Raw genomic sequence first — 26504 nt, 5'->3', positions numbered from 1 at the left:
GCCGCCACGATCTCTCGAGAACGCTCGTGTGACGGTCACAGGCACTAGACCTTTCCCGCGCGAACTGCGGTCGTCGCATTCAGCAGAAATTGTAAGGTTCTCGCTCTTGGCACAGACCACAATCCACGTCGGTTCGCGCTGGTTCTTGTCGAGAGAACGGCCGCCTCCCTGCGGTAGTTTCTGAGGTCCAGAATGTTCATCGCCAGGAGGGGCACGCGTGTGGCCGGAAAGCGTGCTTGCATCAACTGCCGCATGAACTGCAGGCGCGGAATCAGTCGGGAGCGCAACGCGTGCGGAATCTCGACGCCCAGCAGCTCAGTAAGAGCGAACAGCTGAGTTTCGACTGCGTTCTTCATCAACTCGCCCGAGACAAGAGAGCTAAGCTCCCCCCAATCGAGGCCCTCGGCGGAATTGCTTAGATCGCGTAATTCAACAAGGTGCCGCAGGTCGAGGTCGCCGAGCCAATAACCATAGTCTTGAAACTGATCATGGATGATCAACATAAGCGCTTGGTAGGTAGGCCTGGGGATATAGACGCGTCCCCGTCCCAGCGGCGCAGGGACGCAATGGTTCAGCGCATGCCCGAAGCTCTGGTAGAGGTACGCAGGACCTGGAGCTGCCCGCTGCAGGTCGATGGTCCCGACATCCTGCGACCGATTCAGCTCGACGTGCCATCTCTGGCTTTCGGAAGGGGCCTGGTAATCGATATCGTAACCAATTGCACATAGAGCGGCGACTGCCGTTCTGGCCTCGTCTGGCATAATCATGATGTCCAGGTCAGACATCAACCGAACGCCTCGTCGCTTCTCGGGCGCGGTCGCCAGTGTCGATGCCCCCTTGAGCATGATCGGCGTAATTCCCGAGCTATTCATCGCAACGACGGCTTCTTCCAGTTGGGCGATGAGCCGATTGTTGCGCAGCACGTTTCGGCGGTGGATCTGGCGAATATATGTGCAGACGTCCTCCGGCAGCATCGATGCGAATTTGTCGACAAAATCGATGAGCGCCGGCGTCGTCAGAGTCTGGTTTGCGAGCCCGATTACGGGCGTCCACTCTACATCGACCGGTGGCATGCCTCGCAAGCAATTGCAAAGGCTCGTCAGTGCGGCGCTATGTCTTGCCATTGCACAAATCCATAATCAATCGCCGAGCCTCCACGGCCTCGCAATAGGTGAGTTGAAGCGATCGCGCTCCCGCGACAATCCGCTTCAAAGCGAAAAAGCCGGCCTGCGAAAGTCGTCCGTCAGCAGCAAATGCGTCCTCGATGAGCCGCTTCATCGAATCCAACTGATCTATCGCGGTCAGTTCGGCCGGTCCGCTCGCGACCCGGTTCAAGAAGATGACCCAGCTTGCGGAAAAGCATTGGTTCTGTGCATCCGGAACGGGTACGTACCGCACCAGAACGCCGTCGGAACGGCAATGCGTCGCGTCGTGCCAATCGCCATGTAGTCGCGAGAGAAAGCCCCACGATCCCTGCTTGAGGGTGAGAGCAAACGGAAGTCCGCAGATCGTTCCGTCAGTTCCAACCAGCGCAACATCGTCGCCAGCATACCGAAGTCCGGCGTCCACCAGTTGCAGTGTGAGGGTAGACTTCCCAGCTCCCGGTTGGCCGCATAACAGCAGGCCCATGCCGTCTTTCACGAGAGAAGCGGCATGAAGGGAGAAGACCCAACGACTGTTTCGAATGAGCCGCTCGGTGATGTGAGCTTTGATCGTGGGGGCCAGCGCTTCGACTTCACATCTGGAGATGCGGGCATCCTCTCCGCGGAAGAACACTTGCTCGTCCAGCATCATTGCCTCGACGGCAATGTCGACGTCGCAGCCGGCGTTCTGGTCCGGAACACAAAATAGCGGAAGCAGCCGATTCAAGAGGTCCCGATTTGCAGCTCGGATGCCTATTCTGTGCCGACCCAGGACCGCTGAGAAGGCACAATCGGCCGGCATTCGCCAATCGACTTCAAGCAACGCTCGATCGATCCAGACATTTACAGCCTGTCGCGTGAATTGGCGTGCCCTTTGCTCGTCAATGCCTAGCGCACCAAGCCCCTGACAAATCTCTTCCAGAGAGGCGCCTTGTGCCAACTTACACCAAATGAATGCCCCTACTCGGTCCAGTTCAAAAATCTTCTGCCCTGCTTCGCTGAAGAGTATTGATCGACCCTCCAGCAGCGCGAACACTGCATCCGGAGTCGGTCTCAACACCATCTCTGCCGACGATCTTTCCAGCACGACTCCAACCAATGTGAACAAATCCGCCTCGCCCCTGTACCGACGAGCCGGCGACAGCGTCTGGGAGGCGCTATTGTCGCGGCACCAAGGAGACCCCCGTCGCCCGCGAGATTCAGTCTAGCCCGGCCTGCGACGCTGCAATTCCCGTTCAGCCGAACACATGCCACCCGATCGGGCTCGTTTCGAAAATGACAATCCGGCCGGTCATGCCGCCAGCTGACCGTCCTTGCCCCCTCCCTGCGGAGAAATGTTCAACACCTGCTTTCCAAGAAGGCTCGCTCTCGCGATCAACCGATGAGCATCCAATAGGTACCGATAAGCTTCGCGATCGGCACTCCGTTCTCTCAGAATGCGCTCCTTCTCACCAATGCTTAGCAATTCAGCGCGCATCTGAGCCAACTGCGGTGTATTCGAGGTGAGGTTGTGCTTGTTAAGAATTGATTCCCACATCGTCTCCTCCAGTCGCACGAACTTGGACGAGTTTAGCTTACGTGATTGGCAGCAATTAACAACGATATTTGCATATTTATCGCATAATCAAAATTTGTTTCATATTTGAACCTCGCGTAACCATTTAATACCGACGAGCAAGCCGCAGCACGCAGCGAACGCCATGACGAGAATGAGGGGTTGCTGAAGCCAAACGAGGAAAGGCCGGACATCTTTGCCGAGGGACATCGTGCCGTGCAGCCCCCGCGTAAGAAATAAATTGACCGAGAGTCGCAAATCAGACCGACAATGCAAATTTTAATTTGCACATTAAATAAAGACGGAGAATATTAACGAACTGCACGAAGGGAGTGAGACCAGTGATCCGGTGGGCTGATCTGTCCGTCAAGACCAAGATAATGGTTTCGTTACGAGCGGAACATTCCGCGCGAAGCCGCAGGGATTTGGACATCACAATTGTTAAGCGCCTCCCAGAAGCTTTCGGTTGAGGTCGCAGCACTATTCAGGGTTGCCGAGCGAAAGCCGGCGGTATCCCCATTTCGCCAAGCAGGAATCCGGTCGGTTGGAGAAGCGTCGTCACGAGCAAGCTGCCCCTTGCTCGAACAACGACCCCAGGTGCGATGCCCCCCAGTTAACCCGCACCGACGAGAGCGCACTCCAGCCGGCCGGCCCTTTTATTCAACCATCAAATTATTTCAGGGAGGCTCGCATGGGTATGATTATGGTCAAGTGCCCGCAAACCGGTCGCGCGATCCCGACCGGCATCAAATCCGATCGTGAGACTTTCCTGCGGAGCATCGTGTTTTTCGGCAATACTCGTTGTCCGATCTGTCAGGCTAATCATAACTGGTTCGCCCGCGAGGCCTGGGTCGAAGAGCCGATCATCCGGACGGCGGAGATGCTTCGTGCGGCTCCCTCGTGCTGATGCAAAAGACGAGGTCGTTCTAGAGAGTGCGTCCAAATTCCCTTTTCCTGATGCAGGCATTTTGTTGCGACGCGTTAGAATGCTCGAAAATGGAATGCGCGAAAATATTTCCGCGAATCGTCGCAAAGCGAACGGACGGCGCGATGATCCATCGCTTAGACGTTATTGGCACGTCATCACAAATTCGAGCTTCCCGTCACGGATTCGGCAAGGGCCTGTTTGGGGATGTTGTAGTGAGTAGTGGGGTTTGCAGCCTGGCTGTTCTGCGTCACGCAACGATCGAACTCGTTGGCCTGCTCGCTCAATTGCAGCGGCTCCGGGAGAAAGTACGAAGAGCGGAAGCACGTCGCTCGGGAGAAAGGCGGCGATCGGCATCCGCCTCGCGCACGCGAACGCCCCGAGCAACAAGGTATCGCACGCGGCTGTAGCCGTCGTGACCCTGACCAAGATCACCTGCAAGCGTCCTATTGTTCCGAAACTCTACGCGCGACTCGCGCTTGCGCAAGACATCGATCGCCTCAGCGCGAGTAGCGGTCCGATGACGCGCTGCGAATATCCAGTTGTACGATGCACATGTTTTCGGCCCGGACTAAATTCAGCGACGTGGGGCATCTTGCCGAGAATAAAATAAAGAGACGAGCACAGACCACGATCACTCCTCGATCCGAATTGAGGGCGGTGATCGGCTGAAAGGCCGCTGATCGCTTGCTGGCATACCCGTATCGCCAGATACCCAAGCCGTTGAAAAGCTTGGTGGGCGCACCAGGGCTCGAACCTGGGACCCGCTGATTAAGAGTCTGATGTTTGATGAACAACCAGAGGTACTTAGGTGTAAAAAGACACGCGAACCAGCCTATACAGATCAACAGGTTACGGCCGAATTGTAAATCGAGCCGCCGCGGATACGAACCCGCAACACCTGGGTCCCGAACGTAAATAGCGATCGAAAAGATCAATAAAAACAATGAAGTTCGCTTCTGCTTGAGTACCTCATCGCCGTTTGTTCACGGTATTTCGGTGGTCAATCGGTGGTCAGACCTAAAGTGCTCAATCGTGCGCATGCCGAGCGTCGATGCAGACCACCGGAAGCTCAACCCTGCGGAGTTCATGCCATAGCCAACTCGCCATCGCCCCGGTCTCAAAGCCGATACGCTCGGCATGAGGCGCATGTTTGCGAAGCAGGTCAGTCAAGGCTCCAGGATTAGACTTCGCTTTTCCTGCGAAGATTACTTTGACCAGTCTCGTTGACAACGCACACAGCGGTTTCTCTTCGGGAGACGTCCAGTCCGACGTGCTGCTTCATGGGAGCTCCTTCGAATCATTTGATTGCGAGGGCTCGACGATAACGGAGCTTGCCCGCCACGAGCGCTGACCGCAATTACGTCATCGTGGTCAGACCTAAAGTGCTCAATCTAGTCTCGGGCTGCGGCTCGCCGGCGCGCTGCAGACACGACGATCGTTAGCCGCTTCCACCGCTGCCCCGCATCCTCTGGTACTTTGAATGACAATAGTCCCACGTTACCGGCGTCACGCGGGCGCGAGGCCGGCGGTCAGCGTCGGGGGTTCGAGACAGCTGAGCGCTACGAACGGTACCGCACCCAATCTGAGCCTTTGTTTTCAAAGACTTATCGCGCGACCTGATACCGCCAGCTCACGTCGGCATCGTCCGCTCATGGCCGCCCAGGGCGTGTCTGACTGTTGAGGCTCAATCGCATTGCTGCAGAAAACACTTCCTGCGCGGGTATGATCTCCCGGGGTGAAGCAGCATTGGCCGAGAACAATTGCGCCAAAGGCTCATGCACATTTAAGTGCGCAGTTTGACCCCATGGCGCCGAAGCTCGCCCATTTTGCCCATCGCTCAATCGGCTTTACTGAGGCTGCCTAATTCCATCGTTTTCTGGGTCACCGTTGTGAGCTGCTGCCGGTTTGATGGACACCAGGTTAAGCAAATCCCACCTTGCGCTCGAACTCAACCGGGCTGAGATAGCCCATTGCCGAGTGCCTGCGGGTCGTGTTGTAAAATCGTACAATGTAGTCGAACACATCGGCTTGCGCCTCGTCTCTGCTCCTGTAGGTTTTGCCTTCCGTCCGTTCGGTCTTGAGCGACGAGAAGAAGCTCTCCATCGCCCCGTTGTCCCAGACATTGCCGGAACGGCTCATGCTGCAGACAATGCCGTGGTCGGCCATCAAACGCTGGAACTGCTCGCTGGTCTACTGACTGCCCTGGTCGGACTGGTGCAACAGCGCGTCCGGCTTGCCGCGTCGCCAGACGGCCATCAGCAGGGCATCGGTCACCAACTGAGCTGTCATGGCGGCACTCATAGACCAACCCACCACCCGGTGTGAGAACAGGTCGATCACTGCTGCGACGTAGAGCCAGCCCTTGGCCGTCCAGAGATACGTAAGTCGGCGATCCACTTTTGGTTCGGCCGCTCGGCAGTGAACTGCCGGTCAAGGAGGTTCGCGCCGGCACGGTCTCGAGCTGTCGATCGCCGCTGTCCTTCGGCAAGCGCCGGCGTCGCGGCCGCGCCCGCAGGCCTTGCAGGCGCATCAGCCGTTGGTGGAGGCCACAGTCCGCCGCCGGGAAAGGCCTGTACCGGGTCCGAGCCGAACTCCTTGACCCACTTGCGCAGAACATTCTCATGAACGTCCAGGTCGCCGCCGGCTTGCGCGAGCGATTTGGGACGACAGGCGGATATCCGGGCGTGCTGTGCCGTGGCCGGTCGAGCCGGCGATCACGACGAGCAGACTGGCGGGATTGTGCCGCGGTCATGAGGTGTCGTCCGTCCTGGGCCAGTGTATGTTGAAGAGGGATAATGGTCGTATTCCTGTACGTGAACACCGCTAAGCAACTCGGCGAACAAGACCCCATCGACGGTTTCGACACGCTGATCGGCGCCTCGCTAGACGCCGAGATAGCGCTGCTACGCATATCGTTCGAGGCGCGCGGTCTCCTCTAGCGTAAGCTTTCGCGCCGCCTGCGTCACCATTCCGGTCAGATCGAGCTCCAGAGCCGCGCCGACGAGAAGGCGCGCGGCGAGAGCGGACTCCTCGATGCCGGCCGATCGCAATCGCGCGGCGAGGGCGCGACGCGCACTCTCGATGCTGTTTCCGGGATCAAAGCCTGTCGTCAATGGAACCATCTCGCTTGGCATCGTGGATAGATCGGCAGGCTTGCTTGCGTCAACGGAAAGGAGCGCGTTTGATCGTACCTCGCAGCGATGGGAGGGGTTCATGGCGGCCTATGACGATCAGAACGTCTTCGCGAAGATCCTGCGCGGCGAGATTCCCTGCTTCGAAGTTTTCAGGGACGACCGCAGCTTCGCCTTCCTGGATATTATGCCGCGCTCGCCCGGACACACGCTGGTCATTCCTCGCGCGCCGGCGCGCGGCATCCTCGACATCGCCGATGACGATCTCGCCGCGGTTGCGAGAACCGCTAAGCGGATCGCGATTGCGGCGATGAAGGCGTTCGACGCCGAGGGTATTATCCTGCAGCAATTCAGTGAGCCGGCCAGCGGCCAGGTGGTTTTTCACCTGCACATGCACGTCATGCCCGTCAGGTCCGGGATCGAGCTGTTGCCGGCGCAGACGCGCAAGGAAGACATGGCCGTGCTCGCCGATCACGCCAGACGGATGGTCGCGGCGCTCGCCGGCTAGAGCATGATCCGGAAAAGTGTGCCGCGGCATTCCGAAGAGATCATGCTCAAACATCCGTCTAAACGCCGAGATAGCGCTGTAGCAGTTCCGGCTGGGCCTTCAGCTCCTGCGCCGGCCCCTCGTGCACAATGTGGCCGTTGTTGATGATGTAGATCCGGCTCGCCAGCGCTAGCGTCGCCGCCAGATTCTGCTCCACCAGCACGATGGTCTGGCCGGCCGCCGCCAGCTCGCGGCAGGCCTTGACGAGATCCTGGACGATCACAGGCGCAAGGCCCTCGAACGGCTCGTCCAGCAGCACGATCTTGGGATCGCGCACCAGCGCCCGCGCGATCGCGAGCATCTGCTGCTCCCCGCCGGAAAGCTCGGTGCCACGGTTGTTGCGACGCTCCTTCAGCCGGGGAAACATCTCGTAGATGCGGCCGAGCGGCCAGCGTTTGGGCGCGGTGATCTGTGCAAGGAGGATGTTCTCCTCCACCGACAGGCTGCCGAAGATCCGGCGCTCCTCGTGCACCAGTTGCATGCCCGCTTGCGCGATCTTGTGGCTTCTGCGCCCGGCGATATCGATGCCGTCGAATTTCACGCTGCCGCTGCGGGGTGTCACGACGCCCATCAGGCTCTTCAGCGTGGTGCTCTTGCCGGCGCCGTTGCGGCCGAGCAGTGCCACCACCTCGTGACGGTCGACATGCATGGCGACGTCGAACAGGATGTGGGAGTCCCCGTAATAACTGTTCAGGCCGTTGACCTCGATCAGGCTCATGCGGCGATCTCTCCGTGGACGCCGCCGAGATAGGCTTCCTGCACCGCGGCGTTGGTCTTGATTTCCTCGGGCGTTCCGGAGACCAGCACGCGGCCTTCCTGGAGCACGGTAATGCGCTCGACCAGCTCGAACAGGGCATCCATGTCGTGGTCGATGATGATCATGGTGCGGCCGCGCGCGATCAACTTGAGCAACTTAACGGTCTCGACCCGCTCGCGCGGGCTCATGCCGGCGAGCGGCTCGTCGAGCAGCAGCAGGCGCGGCGAGGTTGCGAGCGCAAGCCCGATCTCCAGCCTGCGTTTCTCGCCATAGGCGAGCTCGGATACGGGCGTGTCGGCGCGGCGGGTCAGATTGACAAGGGCCAGCGTGTGCTCGACCTGCTCGGCCAGGCCCTTGATGCCCGAGAGCTTGCGGAACAAATCGAGCCGGAATTTTCCGCGCAGCTCGGCAAGCGCGGCGATCGTCAGGTTCTGGCGAACGGTGAGGCCGGTGAAGAGCTGGTTGACCTGGTAGCTCTTGGTGAGCCCGAGCTGGCAAACCTCGGTGATCTTCAGTCCCGTGATGTCGCGGCCCTCGAACACGATCTGGCCCGACGTCGGGGCGACCTCGCAGGTCAACATCTTGAAGAAAGTCGACTTGCCGGCGCCGTTAGGACCGATGATGCCGCGCAGCTCGCCCTGATTGACGCTGAAATCGATGTCGCTGTTGGCGACGAGGCCGCCATAGCGTTTGGTGAGACCTGTGGCCTTCAGGATCGGCCTGGAATACGCAGGATGTTCGACTTCTTTGGCCTGCATCGATGCTGGCGCAGGTTGCCGTGTCGGCGCGGCGTCCGTAGCCTCTTGTTCAGCCTCTGCTTCCGTCCGCTTACGCCTGCCGGAGGCGAGGCGATAGAGATCGGCGAGGCCGCCGATGATGCCGCCGCGCAGAAAGCAGACCAGCAGCACGAACACGACACCCAGCACGAGCTTCCAGGCGGCTCCGAGGCCCAACGCGGCCTGCAGGAAGTCCTGCAGGAAGAGCCAGACCGCCGCGCCGACCAGCGGCCCGAACAGCGTGCTCCTGCCGCCAATGGCGGTCTGCATCACCAATTGGCCGGAGGTGTCGAACGTGAACGCGTCCGGCGGCATGAAGGCCTGGAGCACGCCGAGGAGGCCGCCGGCAAACCCCGCATAGGCGGCGGCGATCACGAAAGCAGTCAGCTTGTAGCCATGGATGTTGTGGCCGACGGCCGTGGCGCGCAGCGGATTGTCCCGGATCGCGCTCAGAATCGCCCCGACCGGCGAGCGGACGATCCTGAGCGCGATGATGACGCCGATGAAATAGCACAGAGCGATGAATTGATAGAGCGACCAGCCGTTGGTGAAGTGGACCGTGGTGAAGCCGAGATTGAAACTCGGCGTCGGGACGCCGGGCAGGCCGTTCTCGCCGCCGGTAAAATCCGAGAGCGGATTGAACTCGACGAAGAAGAACACCTGCGCGATCGCCACGGTGATCATGGCGAAATAGATGCCGGTCCGGCGCAGCGCGATCAGGCCGACAAGATAACCGGTCACGGCGGCGGCGATCATGCCGATGATCAGCGCGCCCAGCACGTTGCTGAAGCCGGCGCGCGTCAGGAGATAGGCCGCGACGAAGCCGCCGGTGCCATAGAAGGCGGACTGGCCGAACGACAACAACCCCGTGAAGCCGAACAGGATGTCGAAGCCGAGCCCGAATAGGCCCCAGACCAGGATTCGATTGACGGTGTTCGGCGCGAAGCCGAGATGGGGCAGCACAAACGGAGCCGCGATCAGGCCGATGGCCGTTAGCGTCTCGATCAGGAACTGACGTTGCTTGAGCATGACGAAATCACTTACTCGCGGCCCTGAACGCCGAGCAGGCCATGCGGTCGCACCACGAGTACGAGCGTCATCACCGCAAACAGCATCACATAGGCGTAGCCGGGGTTGAACATGGAGGTGACGCTGATGATCTCGCCGGCAATCAGGCCGCCGAGGATCGCACCGGGGAACGAGCCGACGCCGCCGATCACCACCACCACGAACGTCTGGACCAGGATGTCGTCACCGATGCCCGGTGTCAGCGAAACCACCGGCGCGTTGACGATCCCGGCAAAGCCGGCGGCCATTGCACCGATGCCGAACACGACCATGAAGACGCGATAGACGTTGATGCCGAGCGAATCGACCATCACAGAATCCTCGATGCCGGCGCGCACGATCATGCCGAGCCTGGTCCGGTAGAGGATGATGAACAGCGCGCCGAGGGCGATGGCGACGATGCCGACCACGGCGAGGCGGTAGGTCGGATAAAACATGAAGCCGAGATTAGTGATGCCCCGGAACATCGCCGGGGGTGGCACCAGCTGCGACTGGCTCGAGAAGATCAGGCGCACGAGCTCGACGAAGCAGATACCGAGCCCGAAGGTCACCAGCAGCTGATCCTCGTGCGGGCGATGATAGAAATGGCGGATGATGACGCGTTCCATGAGCACGCCGAGCAGCATCACGAACAGCGATCCCGCGATAACGGCGAGGACGAACGATTCCGTGTACTGGTAGGCGACAAAGCCGGCGTAGCCGCCGATCATGAACATCGCGCCATGGGCGAGGTTGAGGACGCCGAGCGTGCCGTAGATGATGGTCAGACCGGAGCTGATCAGCGCGAGCAGCGCGCCGAGCGCCAGCCCGTTGAAAAGCTGCGAAACGAGGTTGGGCCAACTGATCATGAAATGGTCACTGCTGCGCAGGCGCGACGGAGCGCGCCAAAAAGGTGACGCCGCACGGAGCAGAGGGCAGCCCGCGGCGTCACAGGGCTTAGAGCGGGCTCAGCTGTAGTCGCCGAGATGGCAGCCGAAGGCGTCCGGCTTCTGCATCAGGCCGTCGCCGGGGACGACCTCGACCACGTCGTACCAGTCTTCCTTGTTCTTCATGTCTTTCTGCTGCTTACCCTTTACGATGACCACCGGGCGGACGCACTGATGGTCCTCGGGACGGTAATGCACGTCGCCGACGAGCGAGGGGATCGTCTCGCCCTTCTCATAGGCCTTGATCACATCGGGCGGGTTGAAGCTGCCGGCCTGCTCGCACATGCGGGCCCAGTGCGCGAAGCTGACATAGGCGTTCTCCGCGCCCCATTCCGGCTTGTAGCCGTACTTCTTCTCGAAGGCCTCGTTGAACATCTTGGCCAGCGGGAACTTGTCCTCAAGTGTCCACCAATAGTCGGTGGCAGCGTAGACGCCCTGCATCAAGCCGCCGGTCTCCCGGGCAATGAACGGCACCTGATACGGTACCACCAGCTTCATCTTGTCGAGGACACCGAACTGCTTGGCCTGCTGGGTCGACAGCACCGCGTCGTGGCCCCAGTTGACGTTGATCAGCACGTCGGCGCCGGAATTCGCGACGTTCAGAAGATATGAGGAGTAGTCAGGCGCACCGAGCGGCGCCACCTGGTTGGTCACGGTGGTCCAGCCGGCGGTCGCAAGGAAGTCCTGCATCGACTTGGTGACGGTGTGACCGTAGGTGTAGTCCGGCGTGAGATACGCAGCCTTCTTGCCCTTGCCGAACTCCTTGGCCATGACGGGGCCGATCGCCGCGGCGGCGGTCTGGCCGAAGAAGTTCTGGCGGAAGCCGTAGCGGACGCAGTCCTTGCCGGTGGTGTCGTTCGAGCCGGAAATGCCGCACACGAAGATCACCTTCTCGCGCTGGGCGAGCTTGTTGAGCGCGACCGCGACCGCGCTCGAGGTGCCGCCGGTGATCATGATCGCCTTGTTCTCGCTGATGAAGCGCTGCTGCGCCTGCACCGCCTCGTTCGGCTTGGCCGCGGAATCCGCGACGCCAAACTTGAGCTCCTTGCCGAGCACGCCCTTGCTGGTCTTCGGCGAGATCTTCTTGATCAGGTCGTGACCGCTGTTGATGTGCTCGATCGCGAGTTGATAGCCCTTGAGTTCGTCTTCGCCCTGGACGGCATAGGTGCCGGTGCGCGGCACCGAGATTCCGATGAAGGCCGTGGACCCGGACACGCCCGCAGGATAAGTGCCGATCGGCCTGTCCTCGGCAAGGGCCGGCATTGCCGGCAGCACCGAGCCGCCGATGAGACCTGCAGTGGTCTGGAGCAGGCTGCGGCGCGAGAGGCCGCGGCGGATGAGATTGTCGGTCATGATCGTTTCCTCCGAATGTCATTCTTGTTTGCAGGCACAACACGACCTGTCCGGCGGCAGCAGACCTCGAGGGCCTGCCTGCACCGGGCACGTCACATCCGCGTGTAGCTCCTGCACGTAAACATTGCTTGTGAAGTCCTTCTGTCAATTTCGCCTTTGGTCGAACGACAAAAATTGTCACGTGAAAACATATCGGATTGCGATATATATTAGTCTTTGTGAGTAAGAGGCTGGAGGGTTCAGCGGGAGAAATGGCGCGGCAAACGACGATAGCGGGTGCCCGGAAGCGACGCTCTTGGCCGCAAAAGGCGGAGTTGCAGGAGGCGGCGTGGCCGGTCAGAGAGGGGAGCGACACGCGTGCGGCGCCGCAGTCCAGCGATGCGGCCCGCATGTCCGAGCCGCGCAACCGGTCTGCCGGCAAGCGGGGACTAGCGGTTGGCGCCATTCAGGCGAAACGGGAACTTGGCCCGATGCAGAAGCTGAGCGGGCGCGCCCAGAATGTCCTGAAGGAGCTCGCGGTCGAACTCACCGGCGAGCAGCCACCGAAGGGGACTTGGTCGCCCTCGCGTGAACTGCTGCGCGCGCTGACGGCCGAGCGCCTCGCAACTGCGCGCAACTGCGGTCCTCACACCATGCGGGAGATCGTCGACTGGGCGCAGGGCTGCGGCGTGACCATCAAGCCCGTGATCCCGCCCGGCGGCTCGCTGTCGCAGATGTGGGGCGAGTTGATCACCGATGCGGCGGCCGGTAACCTGACCAGCGCCGAGATCGCGGGCGCGCTGCAGCGCTCGATCAGGCGGAAGAGCGTCCGCATCCCGATCGCGTTCCAGGTCATCCTGGTCAAGATCCTGCTGTCCAGCTTCGAATAGGCAGCTGGGGAGCACCGGATATTTGTGCATCCGCGGCCCCGCCGATTGGTCCCGCCGTCCTTCCTTGATAGTCTCGGCAGCGACCGCTTCGCCGGCGGGCTGACGTCGAAGGCAGGAATGGCTGAATCAAAGCGGAAGACTGGACGCAGGGCGCATGGCGTGCCCGCCAAGGGCGGCGCGATGCGTGAGGCCGACTACGCGGCGCTAGCCCGATTCCGCTACCAGTTGCGAACCTTCCTTGCTTTCAGCGAAGCCGCGGCCCAGAACGCCGGGCTGACGCCACAGCAGCATCAGGCGTTGCTGGCGATCAAGGGGTTCGCCAGCCCCGGCGGCGCCAGCATTGGCGACATCGCCGGCTTCCTCCTGATCCGGCACCATACGGCGGTGGAGCTGGTGGATCGCATGGCGAAACTCAAGCTGATCGGCCGGGAAGCCGATCCCGAGGACACAAGGCGCGTTCTCGTCAAGCTGACGGCCAAGGGCGAGCAGAAGCTGCGATCGCTCTCGCGCATACATCTGGACGAGCTGAGTGCCGCCGCTCCCGGCTTGGCCAAGATGCTGCGGTCGTTCCGGACCAAAGCGCGCTGAGGGAGATGGCGTGAGTCAGGTGCGCTGAGCTCGTTTCGGAAGTCCAACCACACTTGAATACTCGTCGCGCCGCCCTTCTCGGATGCCAGTATGCGAGGCCGCTCCCCGCAATCATGAATGCAGTTTCACTTGCCGAGAATCTGTAGGCCGCTATAGTCGCGCCCCAATGGCTCACAAGAGGCCTGTTGAAGGGAGAGAACAACATGAAAAAGAGACTCTCTGTTGCGTTGCGAATAGCACTTGGTACTGCGGCCAGTGTGCTGATGACGGCACCAGGCGCGGCACTTGCGGCGGATCCACTTCGGATCGGCGTTATCGCGGAAGCGCAGGCGATCGCCGGCGCCTCCATCCCACAGGCGGCGCAACTTGCCGCTGACGAGATCAACGCCAATGGCGGCGTCGATGGACGCAAGATCGAAATTATCTCCTACGACAATCACTCCTCTTCCGCGGATTCTGTGCGTGCCTTCCAGCGTGCCGTCAACGAGGACAAGGTCAACGCAGTCATCGCAAGCTACATCAGCGAGGTCGTACTTGCGCTGGAACCGTGGGCTTCGCGGCTGAAGACACCGTTCGTCACGCCCGGTGCTGCCTCCAACGAGATCAGCAAGAGCGTCCATGCCGATTACGAGAAGAACAAGTACACCTTCCACGGCTATCTGACTTCGGCGGCCCTGGCGCTCTCGGTTTGCGATGGCGCCAAGGACTTGCTCGTCGACAAGATGCACATGAAGACAGCAGTCATCATGAGCGAGGACGCTGCCTGGACCAAGCCGCTCGACATCGGCTACGAGGAATGCCTGCCCAAAATCGGGCTGAAAGTGCTCGACCACATCCGCTTCTCCCCTGACACCACCGATTTTACGCCGATCTTCAATAAGATCGAGGGCTCCAAGCCCGACGTGATCATCACCGGCATTTCCCATGTCGGTGTGCAGCCGACGGTGCAGTGGAAGAACCAGCAGGTGCCGATCCCGATGTTCGGCATCTCCTCGCAAGCCACCAACGAAACGTTCGGTAAGGACACCAACCAGGCCGCGGAAGGCGTCCTCTATCAGGGCGTCTCGGGACCGGGTGTGGCTGTCACGCCGAAGTCGGTGCCGTTCGCGGAGAACTTCAAGAAGAAGTTCGGTAACTATCCGTCGTATGCCGGCTACACTGCCTATGACGAGGTCTATTACATTGCCGATGCGGTGAAACGGGCCGGTTCGACCGAGGCGGACAAGCTCGTTGCTGCGCTGGAGAAGACCGACTGGGAAGGCACCATTGGCCGCGTCCAGTTCTACGGCAAGGACGACCCGTTCACGCACTCGATAAAATATGGCAAGGGCTTGATCACCGGCCTGATGCTGCAATGGCAGAACGGCAAGCAGAGCGCGGTCTGGCCCAAGGACGTCGCCACGGTCGACGTCAAGTTCCCGAACTTCATCAAGCTCAGCAACTAGCAGGAAATGCTCCCTGGGCCACTTCCCAGGAGCTTCCGCACGCGTCCCACACAGCACTCTTTCTCAAAGCGGCAGCCCCGCTGCCATGCGGCCTATTATCAATGCGAGTCTTCCACATCTTGGATTCGCGGCGCATTCCCAATGAGGAGAAGGAGATCTTCGTCCTCACCGGCACCCTGCTCTGGGGCATCATGATCCAGGAGCTGATCGCCTATTTCTTCACCATGCGCAGCCGGAGACCTTTGGCAGCTTGTTCAGGGCATCCTCGGTCGCCTTCAGGATTGCACGGGAATCGCCGCCGGCGCGGTCGATCAGACCGCCAGCAAGCCCCTCGCTGTCATCCAGCAGGACCTTCAGCAGATGCAGGGTGGAAAACTGCTGATGACCTTCGCGCATCGCCAGCGACTGCGCGGACTGGATGAAACCGGGCGAGCGCTCGGTATATCGTTCAATATTCATCATCGTCTTCCCTCGGCGATGCCGCTTCGCCCCCGAGTGCGATCAGCAAAAGGAGGTACCGGTTTAGCGTTCGACCGCGATCAAGGCATTGAAGATCCGCGATCTGATCCCCAAACCGCGCGCCGCTTAGTGAATTGTGCGCAAGGCAACAGACGGCATGCTCTTTGGGTTTCCGCAAGCTCGCACTGACATTCGTCAATTCGCCAAGCGGTTTTCGCCGTCGACGCTGAAGCCTACTGCGATAGTGGGCGCATATCGGCGCCTTTGAGCCGTGCCCTGTCCGCGCCAGCCAACCGCTCGGACCGCGCGTCTCACCTGCAGCCGACTTGCGTCGTCCAACCGTGGCGATTCTTGCTAATTCTCGTCCCTCTCGCAAGTCAGCTCGAAAAACGTCAATCCGTCCGCGGATCCACACGAAAATCCGGATAGCCAAACTAACCAAGCGCTACCGGCCAGCGATGCGCGAACAGCCTACCTTGTCGGCGGCGAGCGAAGTTGAGCAATAGTTGTCGCGGTTCCCGCGCCGCAATAGCCTGCCGCGAGGAGTGACTCCGGGCGGCCTTCGGCCGCCTGGGCGACTCTAGTCCGCTTTGCGCGAACTCCGGACATTCGCAAATCGGATGTTATGGAATTTTGACAGCGACTTCGCAGCCTCAGATGAAAAACGTCGTCCAACTCTTGGCCACTCGACCATCCCCGATAAGTTCATAAAACTTAGTGCGCCCGAGTTCACTTCACAGGCCTCCGTGATGGTGCAGGTCAACCGCTGCGCAAATGGGAGGCGACACAGATGGCGGGGCATCAACTCATCTGCGGCTGCACCACGTTCAACTTCGATATCGTCTTCGAGGTCTGGACCACGCCGTCTCAAGATTAGGCCTCCTTCACAGCCGAAGGAGCTACTCTGGGGCGAGCCGCAGTCCACATCAAGGAAGCAAAGAGCAGAATGGAGAGCCTTAGCGAGGAACAGAAAACGTCGGAGAAGTCTAGGCTATGAAAAGCGTCGCAATTTTTCATAACTGGTATTGACGTACAAGTTCGATGTCGGCCAGCGGCGCTAACTACATCGATGCGCCGTGGCAGTTTTCTGCTGAACATCAATACGACGCTGACGACCGACCCACCAAGGATCGGGCAATTCAGGGCAGCACACGATGGAGCATGAACATGTACTTTGCAGCTGTGCAGCAGTGCCTCGATGCGAACCCGCAAGCCATGCGCCAGCGTCGCGAGACGGCCGAGCATCCATTCGGCAAATCGACGCTCCCAAGGGGCGACGCACGTCCCGGGGTGTAGTAGTACCCAACGCGTCGGCACTCGGGTGAAATTGCTGACAGAGTATCTTGAATAGGCTATTCGGGTCGAGCGGCTGGCGAGCGGTGAGCCGGACTCGGGCTGAAAGAACAGCTTTGCAACAGGCTGAAGCGCATCGGAAGCTCGCATCCGGGCGGGCAAAGCACTGTGGGATGCCCTCTAGTCCGCCGGAGAACGCAAATTTGGGACCTCGAAGTTCCACTTAGGGCACTGACGTCTTCAGTGCGTGTAAATCGACAAGGCCCTTGATCCCTCTTGCCCACTAACATCGTCCTTTGGCGTCTCAGAGCTGACCAAGTTGTACCGTGATATCGCCTGGCAGTAGCGCTCCCGATTCTGCGGGGACTCCTCGCCACAAGCAATCGCCTGCGACCAAATCCGGCATGGGCAGCTGGTGGTCGCCAAAGTTGGCGACAATCTGCAGAATGTCCCCCCTCTCAGTCTGCCAGCGCACGTCCACACCGCCACTGCCGCTATCCTGGCCCAGTAGCTCACGTCGCGCCGAAACGAAGCCCTGTTTGATAAGAGGTACGATCTTGTCGTGCCGTATCTTCAGCAGCTGCGTCGTCAGCGTCCGAAACTTGGCGCTCCCGGGAGAATGGTCGATGCTATTCCAGTCGAGCTTCGAGGCCTGAAACGTCGTTTCGTCGCACGGGTCTGGAATCCTGGCACGCATTTCGGGCGTCGAGAAGGCCTTGAAGTGGGAAAACTCCTTGCGCCGCCCTTCCCGCGTCAACTCGGCGGCTTGTCCCGTCCAGTCTGCAAAGAACAGGAACGGCGTTTCGACAGCCGCTTCCTCCCCCATGAAAAGCATCGGAATGTGCGGATTGAGCAAGACCAACGCCATCGCCTGGCAAAGCTTTTCCGGGCTCACCAATTTTGATAGTCGCTCGCCCAAACCCCGATTGCCGATCTGATCATGGTTCTGCGCGAAGAAGATCGTGGCGTCCGGCGGCAGATGGGCGCTCGGCTCGCCGCGAGGCTCGTTATGAAGCGCGAAGATCTCGCCTTGGTAGGCAAAACCTTCCGTGAGCGATCGCGCAAGGTGTTCGAGCGGCTTGTCCGCAAACGCGCGGTAATATCCCTCCTCTTCTCCCGTCAGCAGGACATGAAGCGCATTGTGGAAATCGTCACCCCACTGGGCGTCGTAATATCTCGGGGCTCCGTCCACTCGGTCCAGCAGGTGCGCCTGATTGGCCTCATTCTCCAGCATCAGATGCACGCGCCGGCCCGGCAATTCATGCCGGATGGTCTCGGCAAGCTCGACCAGGAAATGCCGTTCGGAATCGTCCTTCAGCGCATGAACGGCATCGAAGCGTAGCCCGTCGAAGCCGTAGTCGCGCAACCACATCAGCGCGTTCTCGATCAGGAACTCGCGCACGAACGCGCCATCGCGTCCCTCGAGGTTGACGGCAGGCCCCCAGCCGGTGCTGTGGCGTTTGTTGAAGAAATTCTCCGCGTAGCTGTGCAGATAATTCAACTGCGGTCCGAAGTGGTTATAGACCACGTCGAGGTAGACCATGATGTCGAGATCGTGGGCTGCCCGCGACAGCCGCTTGAGATCCTGCGGCCTGCCGTAGCGAGCATTGGGCGCATTCAGCAGCACGCCGTCATAACCCCAATTGTGCCGGCCGGGGACGTCGTTGATCGGCATCAGCTCGATGGCCGTGATGCCGAGATCGCGCAGATGGGGCAGCCGCTTCTCGACGCCGGCATACGTCCCCTCCTCGCTGAAGGTGCCGACGTGCAGCTCGTAGATCACGGCGTCCGCCCATGGCCGCCCCGGATAGAGGGTGGCATCACGTAACCCCGACGTATCGATCACCTCGCTGGGCGCACCGACATCATCAGGCTGGAAGAACGAGGCCGGATCCGGGACGATGAGGTCCTGGTCGATCCTAAACTGATAGCGCGTGCCGACATGCGCTGTCGGGCTGAGCAGCTGGTACCAGCCGTCGTCATCGCCCACCATCCGCTGTGGCGGTCGCCCCACCTCCAGCAACTCCACCGAGCGAGCCGTCGGGGCCCAGAGGTTGAAGCTTATCCCCTGATCGACGATGTAAGCACCGTGTCGCCGGGCCTGTCCGGCAATTCCCAGTCTCTGAATCAAATCTTTCCCTTTCGCGCCCATGCACGGAGTTGGGCATGCCTCGGCGAACCGCGATGGGTCGGTCGTTACGATCGCTTGAAAGGATGCCTGCGCAGGAAAAAGCTGGCGTGCGTGCATTCGTTCCTCGCCACAGGCGTTCGCGCCAGCCACAGCCGATCCGAGCCCTGCCACCGTGAACCCGCAACCGAAGAGGCGATCCGGATGCCCATACCTTCCGCCGGTCTGGAGATAAGCGCGACCAGCTAACGCCATTTGCTACCCGCTGGAACGGAATGATCAGGCGACTGTTACGACCAACACACAGGAGTTGCCACCATGCGCCGCTCGACGCCAAAACCGATTCGCAACAAGCTCGACCTGACCGACCGCACTCAAATGCGCCTCGTGAGAAAACGTTTGGGTCTGTCCGATGCCGAGCTGACCGCGATCGCCGAGCGTATCGGCAATTCGATCTCCGCGATCAGCAAGGAAGTCGCCAAGCAGCGCGCCAACCCGCCGGCCAAGCCGGCCGACGTACCTCCCGCGGCCGTGATCGCCTCGGCTGCGGCCACCGAGCAGGCCGCAACCGAGATACCCACACCAGCGCCGACATCCTGACCGGATTGTCATCGGGGGCAGACATGGACCAAAAGACGCAATCGGACGACGCCCTGACGCGGGCGGCGTCGAGCCTCCGCCGATCCCGTATCACCGAGGGCAAACCGTTTCCGCTCGGCGCCACCTGGGACGGCCTCGGGGTCAATTTCGCGCTGTTCTCGGCCCACGCCACCAATGTCGAGCTCTGCCTGTTCGACGACAACGGTGAAACCGAACTCGAGCGGATCGAGCTTCCGGAATACACCGACGAGGTCTGGCACGGCTATCTGCCCTCGGCCCGTCCCGGCACCGTCTACGGCTATCGCGTCCATGGACCCTATGAGCCTGACGCCGGACACCGCTTCAATCCCAACAAGCTCCTGCTCGATCCGTATGCCAAGCAGCTGGTCGGGCAACTGCGTTGGGCGCCCGAGCTGTTCGGGTACCAGCTCGATCACGCCGACAAGGACCTCTCCTATGACGAGCGCGACAGCGCGCCGCTGATGCAGAAGTGCCGCGTCATCGACCCCGCGTTCACCTGGGGCGCGGCGCGCAAACCCGAGGTACCGTGGGAGCGGACGATCGTCTACGAAATGCACGTCAAGGGTTTTACGCAGCTGCATCCGCTGGTGCCCGAGGCAGACCGCGGCACGTTCTCCGGCCTCGCGCATTCGGAAATCCCCGCGTATCTGCGCTTGCTCGGGATCACCAGTGCGGAGCTGCTGCCGATCCATGCCTTCGTCGACGATAGCTACTTGGTCGACAAGGGCCTGCGCAATTACTGGGGCTACAATTCCATTGCCTTCTTCGCGCCAGAGCCGCGTTACCTGAGGACGCCGTTCGCGAACGAATTCAAGGAAATGGTCAACCAGTTCCATGCCCATGGCATCGAGGTCGTCCTCGACGTCGTCTACAATCACACGGCGGAAGGCAACGAACTCGGCCCGACCTTGTCGTTCAAGGGGATCGACAACGCCAGCTATTACCGCCTGCTGCCGGACCAGAAGCGCTACTACATCAATGATACCGGCACCGGAAATACGGTGAACCTCTCCCACCCACGGGTGCTGCAACTGGTTGCGGATTCCCTGCGCTATTGGGCGACGGAGATGCGGGTCGACGGTTTCCGCTTCGACCTGGCCACCATCCTCGCGCGCGAGCCCTATGGCTTCGACGAAGGCGGTGGCTTCCTCGACGCCTGCCGTCAGGATCCGGTGCTGTCCAGCGTCAAGCTGATCGCAGAGCCTTGGGACATCGGCCCTGGCGGCTACCAGGTCGGCCAGTTTCCGCCCGGCTGGGCCGAGTGGAATGACAAGTTCAGGGATACCGTGCGCGCCTTCTGGAAGGGTGATGAAGGCACGCTGGCAAACCTTGCCAAACGTGTGTCAGGGTCCGGCGATCTCTTCAACAAGCGGGGGCGGCGGCCATGGGCGAGCGTCAACTTCGTCACCGCGCATGACGGCTTCAACCTCAATGATCTCGTCTCGTACAATGAAAAGCACAACGAGGCGAACGGGGAGAACAATCGCGACGGCCACAGCAACAACCATTCCTGGAATTGCGGCGCCGAAGGAGCCACGGACGATCAAGAGATCACGGCGCTGCGCGAACGCCAGAAGCGGAACATGCTCGCGACGATGCTGCTGTCCCACGGCACGCCAATGCTGCTCGCGGGCGACGAGTTTGGACACACTCAGCGAGGCAACAACAATGCGTATGCCCAGGACAACGAGACCACCTGGCTCGACTGGATGGGTATCTCGGCAAACGGCCGCAATCTTCGTGAATTCACGCGCAAGCTGATTGCGACACGCAAGGCCTTCCCGATCCTCTATCGCAGCCGGTTCCTGATCGGCTCCCACCATGAAGAACTCGACGTCAAGGACGTGACCTGGCTGTCACCGTCCGGCGAAGAGATGACCGACGAGCAATGGCAGGACGGCAACGCCAAGTGCTTTGGCATGCTGCTCGACGGGCGCGCCCAGGAGACCGGCATCAAGCGACGCGGCTCGGATGCGACGATGCTTCTGGTCTACAACGCCCACCATGACATCGTGAACTTCATCTTGCCGGCGGTCACCGACGGGCGCAGCTGGCTCAGCCTGATCGACACCAACCAGCCGGATGCGTCCATGACGGACTTCGAGCTCGGACGCGCGGTGTCACCGCGCGCTCGCTGGCAGTGTTTGGACTTGCCAACGATAGCGTCGCGACCCGCCGCCTGCGTCAGGGGCTCGGCGCGTTGCTCGACATCGCCGATACGCCGTTATCGCGCTAGATCTGGGCCGCACGCTCCATCGTTGACTTCGCCCAATAGGGCCACGCGGACGATCACCTTAATCCTGAAAATGCATCAGTCGCGTGCAAAGCATCAGGCGGTACCCAGCCGATCTCTTCAGTCGTGCCGCGACTACCGCACTGCTCGAGAGGCTCCTTCAGGCTGCCCCCCGCGATCTATCAGATCTTGACGTTCTCGAGTAGCTCGGCCGCCTTCGCACGCCTGTCGCCTTGGCCACGCCTGCCCCGGAAGTGGAGGCGTGGCTCTCTTTGGAAATCATCAGGAGAAGGGGCGAGCTCTCTCTCAAATCGCGCGTGTGTGCACATTTGCACAGTCAGTTCCGGTTTGTGGAACTAAGGTGAAAGCGCCGATCGTCCTAGAACATTCCGGATAAATGATGCGACCGCCTCCGGCGCATAAAGCCGCCACCACGCGTCCGGCCAATAATCTTCTTCGAAATCTCAGCGATGAAGACCTTCTGCTAATCCAGCCCTACCTCGAGATCCGCCAAATCGTTGCCGGCCAGGTTTTAACCCACCCTGGGGATCCCAATGATGCGCTGCATTTTCCCTGCGGCCCAAATTTTGTCAGCTTGGCCGTTCCGGTCGACGAAGATCGCGAAGTTGACTCAACAATCGTGGGCAGTGAAGGAGTAGTAAGCGGATTTATTGTTTCGGCCCTTCCAACCTTCTCTCGGACCACAGTGATTGTTGGAGGGGAAGCCATCCGGTTGCCTGTGCGGAGGTTCGCACGGGCGATTCAGCACTCGGCCACGTTCCGACCCGTGTTTGCGCAATACTCGATCGTGTCCCTAAGCGTGGTGTAACTGGCGGTGGGAGACCGCGTTCGCCGGCAAGAGCCGGACTGGTCAGCTGGCGATAGCCGGGAGGCTGACGGTTGGATCATCGCTCAACGGAGCGATAGTTTCCAGCGTCATGTAGCGGGCGCGCTGGACGGCCCATTCGTCGTTCTGCTCGAGCAGGATCGCGCCGATGAGGCGGACGATGGCGTCCTCATTGGGGAAGATGCCGATCACCTCGGTGCGCCGCTTGATCTCACCGTTGAGCCGCTCGATCGGATTGGTCGAGTGCAGCTTGGTCCGGTGCTGCGGTGGGAACGTCATGTAGGCGAGCACGTCGGTCTCGGCCTCGTCGAGGAAGCCGGCAAGCTTGGGCAGCTTGGGACGGAGCTGGTCGGAGACCTTGCGCCACTGCATTTTAGCGGCCTCGGCATCGTCCTGAGCAAACGCGGTGGCGATGAAGGCGGAGACGACGCGACGGCCGCTCTTGCCGGCATGGGCCAGCGCATTGCGCATGAAGTGGACGCGACAACGCTGCCAAGAGGCGTTGAGCACCTTGGCCACGGTGGCCTTGATGCCCTCGTGGGCGTCGGAGACGACCAGCTTGACGCCGCGCAGGCCGCGGCGGGCGAGCTTGCGCAGGAATGCCGTCCAGAACGTCTCGGCCTCGGAGGGCCCGACGTCCATGCCGAGAACCTCGCGCCGGCCGTCGCTGCTGACGCCGACCGCGACGATCACCGCGACAGATACGATACGCCCCTGCTGGCGCACCTTCACGTAGGTAGCGTCGATCCACAGATACGGCCAGTCGCCCTCGATCGGACGGCCGAGGAATTGCCTTTACCTTGTCGTCGATCTCCGCGCACAGCCGCGAGACCTGGCTCTTGGAGATGCCGCTCATTCCCAGGGCCTGAACAAGGTCGTCCACCGAGCGGGTCGAGACGCCTTGCACATAGGCTTCCTGCACCACGGCGGTGAGCGCCTTCTCGGCCATCCGGCGCGGCTCCAGAAAGCCCGGGAAGTAGGAGCCCTTGCGCAGCTTGGGGATACGAAGCTCGACCGTGCCGGCGCGGGTCTCCCAGGTCCGGTCGCGGTAGCCGTTGCGCTGTGCCAGACGCTCCGGGTTCTTCTCGCCGTAGGCGGCCCCGGTCTGGCCTTCCACTTCCAGCTCCATCAATCGCTGGGCAGCAAAGCCGATCATCTCGCGCAGTAGATCCGCATCAGGGGTCTTCTCCACGAGCGTGCGGAGGTTCATCATCTCATCGGTCATCGGTGGTTCCTCGAATCAGGTTGGTGTCAGCAACCCGACCCTACCGGCGAACTGCCGGTGACCACCCCAAAGCCGCCCGCCCGCTACGGCACTATGTGACGGCGCGCGTCCGGGCGGCTTTGCTCTACCGAGCTACACCACCACCGGGGACACGACCGCGCCGACGCCGATCGGCAGGTTCGCGAAGACGGGCCCGGCTCTGGTGCCATCGGGCCTTTGTCCAGCCGTCGAACCCTCGGACTATATTTCTCAAGCGATGAGGGACCTACCCGCCTACGCGGCTTGCCATCTCTTTGCACCAGGTTAGCGCTGATGGCCCAAGCCAACTCCAAGACTACGCGCCTTTTGCCTCAACGAACCCTCTGATCGCTTCATCAGCTTAGAAACTTGGGCCACCGGCCTGCGAGCCTTGGAATGTGCCTTGATTAGCCTGACATCGTCCTTGGTGTACTCTTTGCGCTTGCTCTTGGTCGCTTTTGCCACTTGGTGCTCTCCAACTTGATCGCACGCGGGGTTAAAGTGCTCTTGTGAATCCGTCGAACCAGGATGATCTTCATGGGGCACTCAGATCGCAATTGATGGTTTGTGCCCCAGGCAGCATGTGAGGACTTCGATTCCCAACGGAGTGTGGTTACATTTCGTGATTGAACCTCTTAACTCTGCCATCGACCAACTTTCTATATTCAAAAAATTATGAGGCGTACGATGTCACCTTCAGAAGAAGAAGACGATCGGCGCGAGTTTTTAGAGGCTTGCGGCAGGTTCGCCTCCGTAACACCTCCGGCCATTACAGCGTTGCTTTCGACCTCACTTAGTAGCGGCGCAATTGCGCGCTCCGACGGCCGGCGCGGTGTATCCTTGATCACTGCCGCTGAGAACCGGAGGCCGCGAGAAGCACCCTCAGAAGCGGCGCAAGAATCCAGGGTCACCGCTCCCACTCAGGCTGCTCCACAGACTTAGCGAAGGAGGCGCTTGCAAGCTGCTGGACTCCGCTGCTGACTTGCCCCACGCCGCTGTCGCTTTGCGCCCGCCTGCCCGCTCCCGGGGACTCGATCCTCCATCGGCACGAAATCGCGAGAGGTAATTTGGGGCGTTCGGATCATGGCGCGAAGACTCTCGCGCGCTGCCCTACCGCTGCGGCCACATGATCCGGCTATCCCCTGGCCGAGGTCGACCAATGCCCGGACGATGTCCGCCTCTCCGGTTTCGGGCCGAAATTCACCTGCACCACATGCGCGGCGCCGACGCATGGCCAGATTTTGAGGGACCGAGGATCGACGCCGGCGATTGAGGCTGGGACGCTGGGACTGACGGTGGATAAGGCGAACGGGCCGCCGCAACCGGCACGGTGGCTCCTTCCCGCCAGGGCAGGAGTGACAACCGCAGACCCCGCGAGGAAGCTCGTCCATGCGGCGCCGAATAACGGACCGGCGGACCGCGCTGGCGGACTGAGCGGCGGGGTTAAGCGGGCGCACCCGGTGTTTCACTGGCAATGCTCGAGATGAGTCTCATTCTGACGATCGGGGAGCCGTCGTTGGGGTGCGTTAGTGGCGCTCTTCGAGATCTTGCCGTCGATCGCGGCGCCGCGACCTGAGGCGCTTGCCACCAGAGAAATCACTGGAGGCCGCGGCGCGTACCCCCCGAACGACGTCTGAGTAGCGGATTTTTCTGCGGCCGCGATTCTTTCCACTCGGCGGGTTTCGCCGCGCAGCTCCTGACACTGGCCAAGATCTTCCGGTCTTCAACCCAAACGATTTTTGGTCGACTTGGCCGCGGGAGCCCCATAGTCCTCGCCCGCTTTGGGCCAGCTCGCGATATGGCCCGGCTAGTTGAAGCAGCTGAATTTCAACGCTGAATCCGGTTCGCTGATCGCCAGATTTAGCTGGACCGCGCGCTCAAGATAGTCGGTCAGAAACTTCATGAGATGGCCTTTTCGCCGTGCCAGCTGCCTGCCCAAGTGCAGTAGGCGGCGCTACCCCTGGTGCGGCCAACCAGTCATTGATTTGCAAAGCAGCCTCAGCCTGCCTGACGCGCTTCATTAGAAGGTCTCGCTGAGTACCGCCAACAACTGTTCGGCGGCTTCCCGAAACTTGGCAGCTTTCTAAATGAGACGCTGCTTAAACGAGCTAATAACAGGAATTGCCGTTTTGCGAGCGCGTGAGATCGATCCTGCAGGTTGTCCTGAATAGGTCTGCCGCGAACTGCCGATCGCCTGGCAAGATTACCGAGACGTTTTGACCGCTACTGATTACTGGGCAACGGCCGAAAATTGGGACGCCACCGCACGCTGAAGGCGTAGCTAAGAGCTGACCAACTCCTTTGGCGTTCTGGACAAGCCTATCTGACGCAATCGTCCGGCGGTCTTTTTCCCGTGAAGCGGTCAGTCATCCAATTTACCGCCGCCATCGCGCTCGCCTGGGCTGCGCGTCCGTGGCCGATGCCGGGCAACATCACCATCCTGACCTTGCTGCCGGCTTTGCACAACTTGTCCATGTAGGCCTGCGTGACCGCGGGCTGGATGACCTGGTCGTTGGCCCCCTGCGCAAGAAAGATGGGGATCTCAGGGGAGAGCACCCTGGTGCTGTTCTGTTCGAGAAGCGATCGCCAAGGTTC

At 60.8% G+C, this 26504-nt stretch carries 17 protein-coding genes and 6 pseudogenes; 10 read left to right on the top strand and 13 right to left on the bottom strand.

Annotated features, from left to right (window positions below):
• Positions 1–44: 44 nt before the first annotated feature.
• From IVA96_RS21380 to IVA96_RS21370, 3 genes are all read right to left on the bottom strand, one after another.
• Positions 45–1073: a nucleotidyltransferase family protein gene (locus IVA96_RS21380; RefSeq protein WP_247419089.1), complete on the bottom strand. Its 1029-nt coding sequence runs from the start codon at positions 1071–1073 to the stop codon at positions 45–47.
• Between the two features lie 37 nt (positions 1074–1110).
• Positions 1111–2250: a PqqD family peptide modification chaperone gene (locus tag IVA96_RS21375; RefSeq protein ID WP_247419088.1), complete on the bottom strand. Its 1140-nt coding sequence runs from the start codon at positions 2248–2250 to the stop codon at positions 1111–1113.
• A 183-nt stretch (positions 2251–2433) separates the two neighbouring features.
• Positions 2434–2679, bottom strand: a complete 246-nt coding sequence (locus IVA96_RS21370) for a hypothetical protein (protein WP_247335353.1) — start codon at positions 2677–2679, stop codon at positions 2434–2436.
• Between the two features lie 709 nt (positions 2680–3388).
• Here IVA96_RS21370 and IVA96_RS21365 point away from each other — a divergent pair.
• Positions 3389–3604, top strand: a complete 216-nt coding sequence (locus IVA96_RS21365; RefSeq protein WP_247419087.1) for a hypothetical protein — start codon at positions 3389–3391, stop codon at positions 3602–3604.
• A gap of 1941 nt (positions 3605–5545) precedes the next feature.
• Here IVA96_RS21365 and IVA96_RS21360 read toward each other — a convergent pair.
• Both IVA96_RS21360 and IVA96_RS21355 read right to left on the bottom strand, forming a co-directional pair.
• A pseudogene (locus tag IVA96_RS21360) lies at positions 5546–6176 on the bottom strand (IS3 family transposase); the annotation flags it as partial.
• Positions 6177–6531: 355 nt separating this feature from the next.
• Positions 6532–6747, bottom strand: a pseudogene (locus tag IVA96_RS21355) (protein-(glutamine-N5) methyltransferase, release factor-specific); the annotation flags it as partial.
• 91 nt (positions 6748–6838) lie between these two features.
• On the opposite strand from IVA96_RS21355, the gene IVA96_RS21350 reads away from it, so the two are divergent.
• Positions 6839–7264, top strand: a complete 426-nt coding sequence (locus IVA96_RS21350) for an HIT family protein (protein ID WP_247281196.1) — start codon at positions 6839–6841, stop codon at positions 7262–7264.
• A 58-nt stretch (positions 7265–7322) separates the two neighbouring features.
• Here the strand turns inward: IVA96_RS21350 and IVA96_RS21345 are convergent, their stop codons facing one another.
• From IVA96_RS21345 to IVA96_RS21330, 4 genes are all read right to left on the bottom strand, one after another.
• Positions 7323–8021 carry an ABC transporter ATP-binding protein gene (locus IVA96_RS21345; RefSeq protein WP_247281197.1) on the bottom strand — a complete coding sequence of 233 codons (699 nt, stop codon included), beginning with the start codon at positions 8019–8021 and terminating at the stop codon, positions 7323–7325.
• Positions 8018–9865 carry a branched-chain amino acid ABC transporter ATP-binding protein/permease gene (locus tag IVA96_RS21340; protein ID WP_247419086.1) on the bottom strand — a complete coding sequence of 616 codons (1848 nt, stop codon included), beginning with the start codon at positions 9863–9865 and terminating at the stop codon, positions 8018–8020. Before IVA96_RS21340 ends, IVA96_RS21345 begins: the two co-directional genes overlap by 4 nt.
• A gap of 11 nt (positions 9866–9876) precedes the next feature.
• Positions 9877–10752, bottom strand: a complete 876-nt coding sequence (locus tag IVA96_RS21335) for a branched-chain amino acid ABC transporter permease (RefSeq protein WP_247298737.1) — start codon at positions 10750–10752, stop codon at positions 9877–9879.
• A 99-nt stretch (positions 10753–10851) separates the two neighbouring features.
• Positions 10852–12183: a substrate-binding protein gene (locus IVA96_RS21330; RefSeq protein WP_247419085.1), complete on the bottom strand. Its 1332-nt coding sequence runs from the start codon at positions 12181–12183 to the stop codon at positions 10852–10854.
• Positions 12184–12653: 470 nt separating this feature from the next.
• Between IVA96_RS21330 and IVA96_RS21325 the strand changes: the two genes are divergently transcribed.
• From IVA96_RS21325 to IVA96_RS21310, 4 genes and pseudogenes are all read left to right on the top strand, one after another.
• The gene (locus IVA96_RS21325; protein ID WP_247298732.1) at positions 12654–13052 is read left to right on the top strand and encodes a hypothetical protein; all 399 of its coding nucleotides are present in this window, start codon (positions 12654–12656) and stop codon (positions 13050–13052) included.
• A 117-nt stretch (positions 13053–13169) separates the two neighbouring features.
• Positions 13170–13640 carry a MarR family winged helix-turn-helix transcriptional regulator gene (locus IVA96_RS21320; protein WP_247298728.1) on the top strand — a complete coding sequence of 157 codons (471 nt, stop codon included), beginning with the start codon at positions 13170–13172 and terminating at the stop codon, positions 13638–13640.
• Between the two features lie 203 nt (positions 13641–13843).
• Positions 13844–15085, top strand: a complete 1242-nt coding sequence (locus tag IVA96_RS21315) for an ABC transporter substrate-binding protein (protein WP_247419080.1) — start codon at positions 13844–13846, stop codon at positions 15083–15085.
• A 125-nt stretch (positions 15086–15210) separates the two neighbouring features.
• Positions 15211–15321, top strand: a pseudogene (locus IVA96_RS21310) (branched-chain amino acid ABC transporter permease); the annotation flags it as partial.
• Here IVA96_RS21310 and IVA96_RS21305 read toward each other — a convergent pair.
• Positions 15317–15544, bottom strand: a pseudogene (locus tag IVA96_RS21305) (Clp protease N-terminal domain-containing protein); the annotation flags it as partial. The pseudogenes IVA96_RS21310 and IVA96_RS21305 overlap by 5 nt on opposite strands.
• A 1041-nt stretch (positions 15545–16585) precedes the next feature.
• On the opposite strand from IVA96_RS21305, the gene IVA96_RS21300 reads away from it, so the two are divergent.
• On the top strand, positions 16586–16840 hold the full coding sequence (locus tag IVA96_RS21300; protein ID WP_247354600.1) for a hypothetical protein: 255 nt from the start codon (positions 16586–16588) through the stop codon (positions 16838–16840).
• A 301-nt stretch (positions 16841–17141) separates the two neighbouring features.
• Here the strand turns inward: IVA96_RS21300 and treZ are convergent, their stop codons facing one another.
• Positions 17142–19085, bottom strand: a complete 1944-nt coding sequence (treZ, locus tag IVA96_RS21295) for a malto-oligosyltrehalose trehalohydrolase (RefSeq protein ID WP_247419079.1) — start codon at positions 19083–19085, stop codon at positions 17142–17144.
• Between the two features lie 198 nt (positions 19086–19283).
• Here treZ and IVA96_RS21290 point away from each other — a divergent pair, with 198 nt between their 5' ends.
• The 3 genes and pseudogenes from IVA96_RS21290 (at position 19284) to IVA96_RS21280 (ending at position 22648) form a co-directional block, all read left to right on the top strand.
• Positions 19284–19565 carry a DUF3606 domain-containing protein gene (locus tag IVA96_RS21290; protein ID WP_247281206.1) on the top strand — a complete coding sequence of 94 codons (282 nt, stop codon included), beginning with the start codon at positions 19284–19286 and terminating at the stop codon, positions 19563–19565.
• A gap of 23 nt (positions 19566–19588) precedes the next feature.
• A pseudogene (gene glgX, locus IVA96_RS21285) lies at positions 19589–21822 on the top strand (glycogen debranching protein GlgX).
• A gap of 394 nt (positions 21823–22216) precedes the next feature.
• The gene (locus IVA96_RS21280) at positions 22217–22648 is read left to right on the top strand and encodes a hypothetical protein (protein WP_247419078.1); all 432 of its coding nucleotides are present in this window, start codon (positions 22217–22219) and stop codon (positions 22646–22648) included.
• 42 nt (positions 22649–22690) lie between these two features.
• On the opposite strand, the pseudogene IVA96_RS21275 reads toward IVA96_RS21280, so the two are convergent.
• A pseudogene (locus IVA96_RS21275) lies at positions 22691–23891 on the bottom strand (IS256 family transposase).
• Between the two features lie 2337 nt (positions 23892–26228).
• On the bottom strand, positions 26229–26504 hold a 276-nt coding region (locus IVA96_RS21270), incomplete at its 5' end, for a lipase family protein (protein ID WP_247419077.1).

This window comes from Bradyrhizobium sp. 159 (genome assembly GCF_023073795.1).
GTDB lineage: Bacteria > Pseudomonadota > Alphaproteobacteria > Rhizobiales > Xanthobacteraceae > Bradyrhizobium.
Note: the sequence above shows the minus strand (reverse complement) of the source record. Positions and strands in the feature narration are given on the sequence as shown.

Bases quoted from the DNA above. Each gene is read 5' to 3' on its own strand.
- IVA96_RS21330 (WP_247419085.1), bottom strand. From the start codon at position 12,183: ATGACCGACAATCTCATCCGCCGCGGCCTCTCGCGCCGCAGCCTGCTC.
- IVA96_RS21325 (WP_247298732.1), top strand. From the start codon at position 12,654: ATGCAGAAGCTGAGCGGGCGCGCCCAGAATGTCCTGAAGGAGCTCGCG.
- IVA96_RS21340 (WP_247419086.1), bottom strand. From the start codon at position 9,865: ATGCTCAAGCAACGTCAGTTCCTGATCGAGACGCTAACGGCCATCGGC.
- IVA96_RS21280 (WP_247419078.1), top strand. From the start codon at position 22,217: ATGATGCGACCGCCTCCGGCGCATAAAGCCGCCACCACGCGTCCGGCC.
- IVA96_RS21365 (WP_247419087.1), top strand. From the start codon at position 3,389: ATGGGTATGATTATGGTCAAGTGCCCGCAAACCGGTCGCGCGATCCCG.
- IVA96_RS21300 (WP_247354600.1), top strand. From the start codon at position 16,586: ATGTCGGCCAGCGGCGCTAACTACATCGATGCGCCGTGGCAGTTTTCT.
- IVA96_RS21320 (WP_247298728.1), top strand. From the start codon at position 13,170: ATGGCTGAATCAAAGCGGAAGACTGGACGCAGGGCGCATGGCGTGCCC.
- IVA96_RS21335 (WP_247298737.1), bottom strand. From the start codon at position 10,752: ATGATCAGTTGGCCCAACCTCGTTTCGCAGCTTTTCAACGGGCTGGCG.
- treZ (WP_247419079.1), bottom strand. From the start codon at position 19,085: ATGCACGCACGCCAGCTTTTTCCTGCGCAGGCATCCTTTCAAGCGATC.
- IVA96_RS21345 (WP_247281197.1), bottom strand. From the start codon at position 8,021: ATGAGCCTGATCGAGGTCAACGGCCTGAACAGTTATTACGGGGACTCC.
- IVA96_RS21370 (WP_247335353.1), bottom strand. From the start codon at position 2,679: ATGTGGGAATCAATTCTTAACAAGCACAACCTCACCTCGAATACACCG.
- IVA96_RS21315 (WP_247419080.1), top strand. From the start codon at position 13,844: ATGAAAAAGAGACTCTCTGTTGCGTTGCGAATAGCACTTGGTACTGCG.
- IVA96_RS21380 (WP_247419089.1), bottom strand. From the start codon at position 1,073: ATGCCACCGGTCGATGTAGAGTGGACGCCCGTAATCGGGCTCGCAAAC.
- IVA96_RS21350 (WP_247281196.1), top strand. From the start codon at position 6,839: ATGGCGGCCTATGACGATCAGAACGTCTTCGCGAAGATCCTGCGCGGC.
- IVA96_RS21290 (WP_247281206.1), top strand. From the start codon at position 19,284: ATGCGCCGCTCGACGCCAAAACCGATTCGCAACAAGCTCGACCTGACC.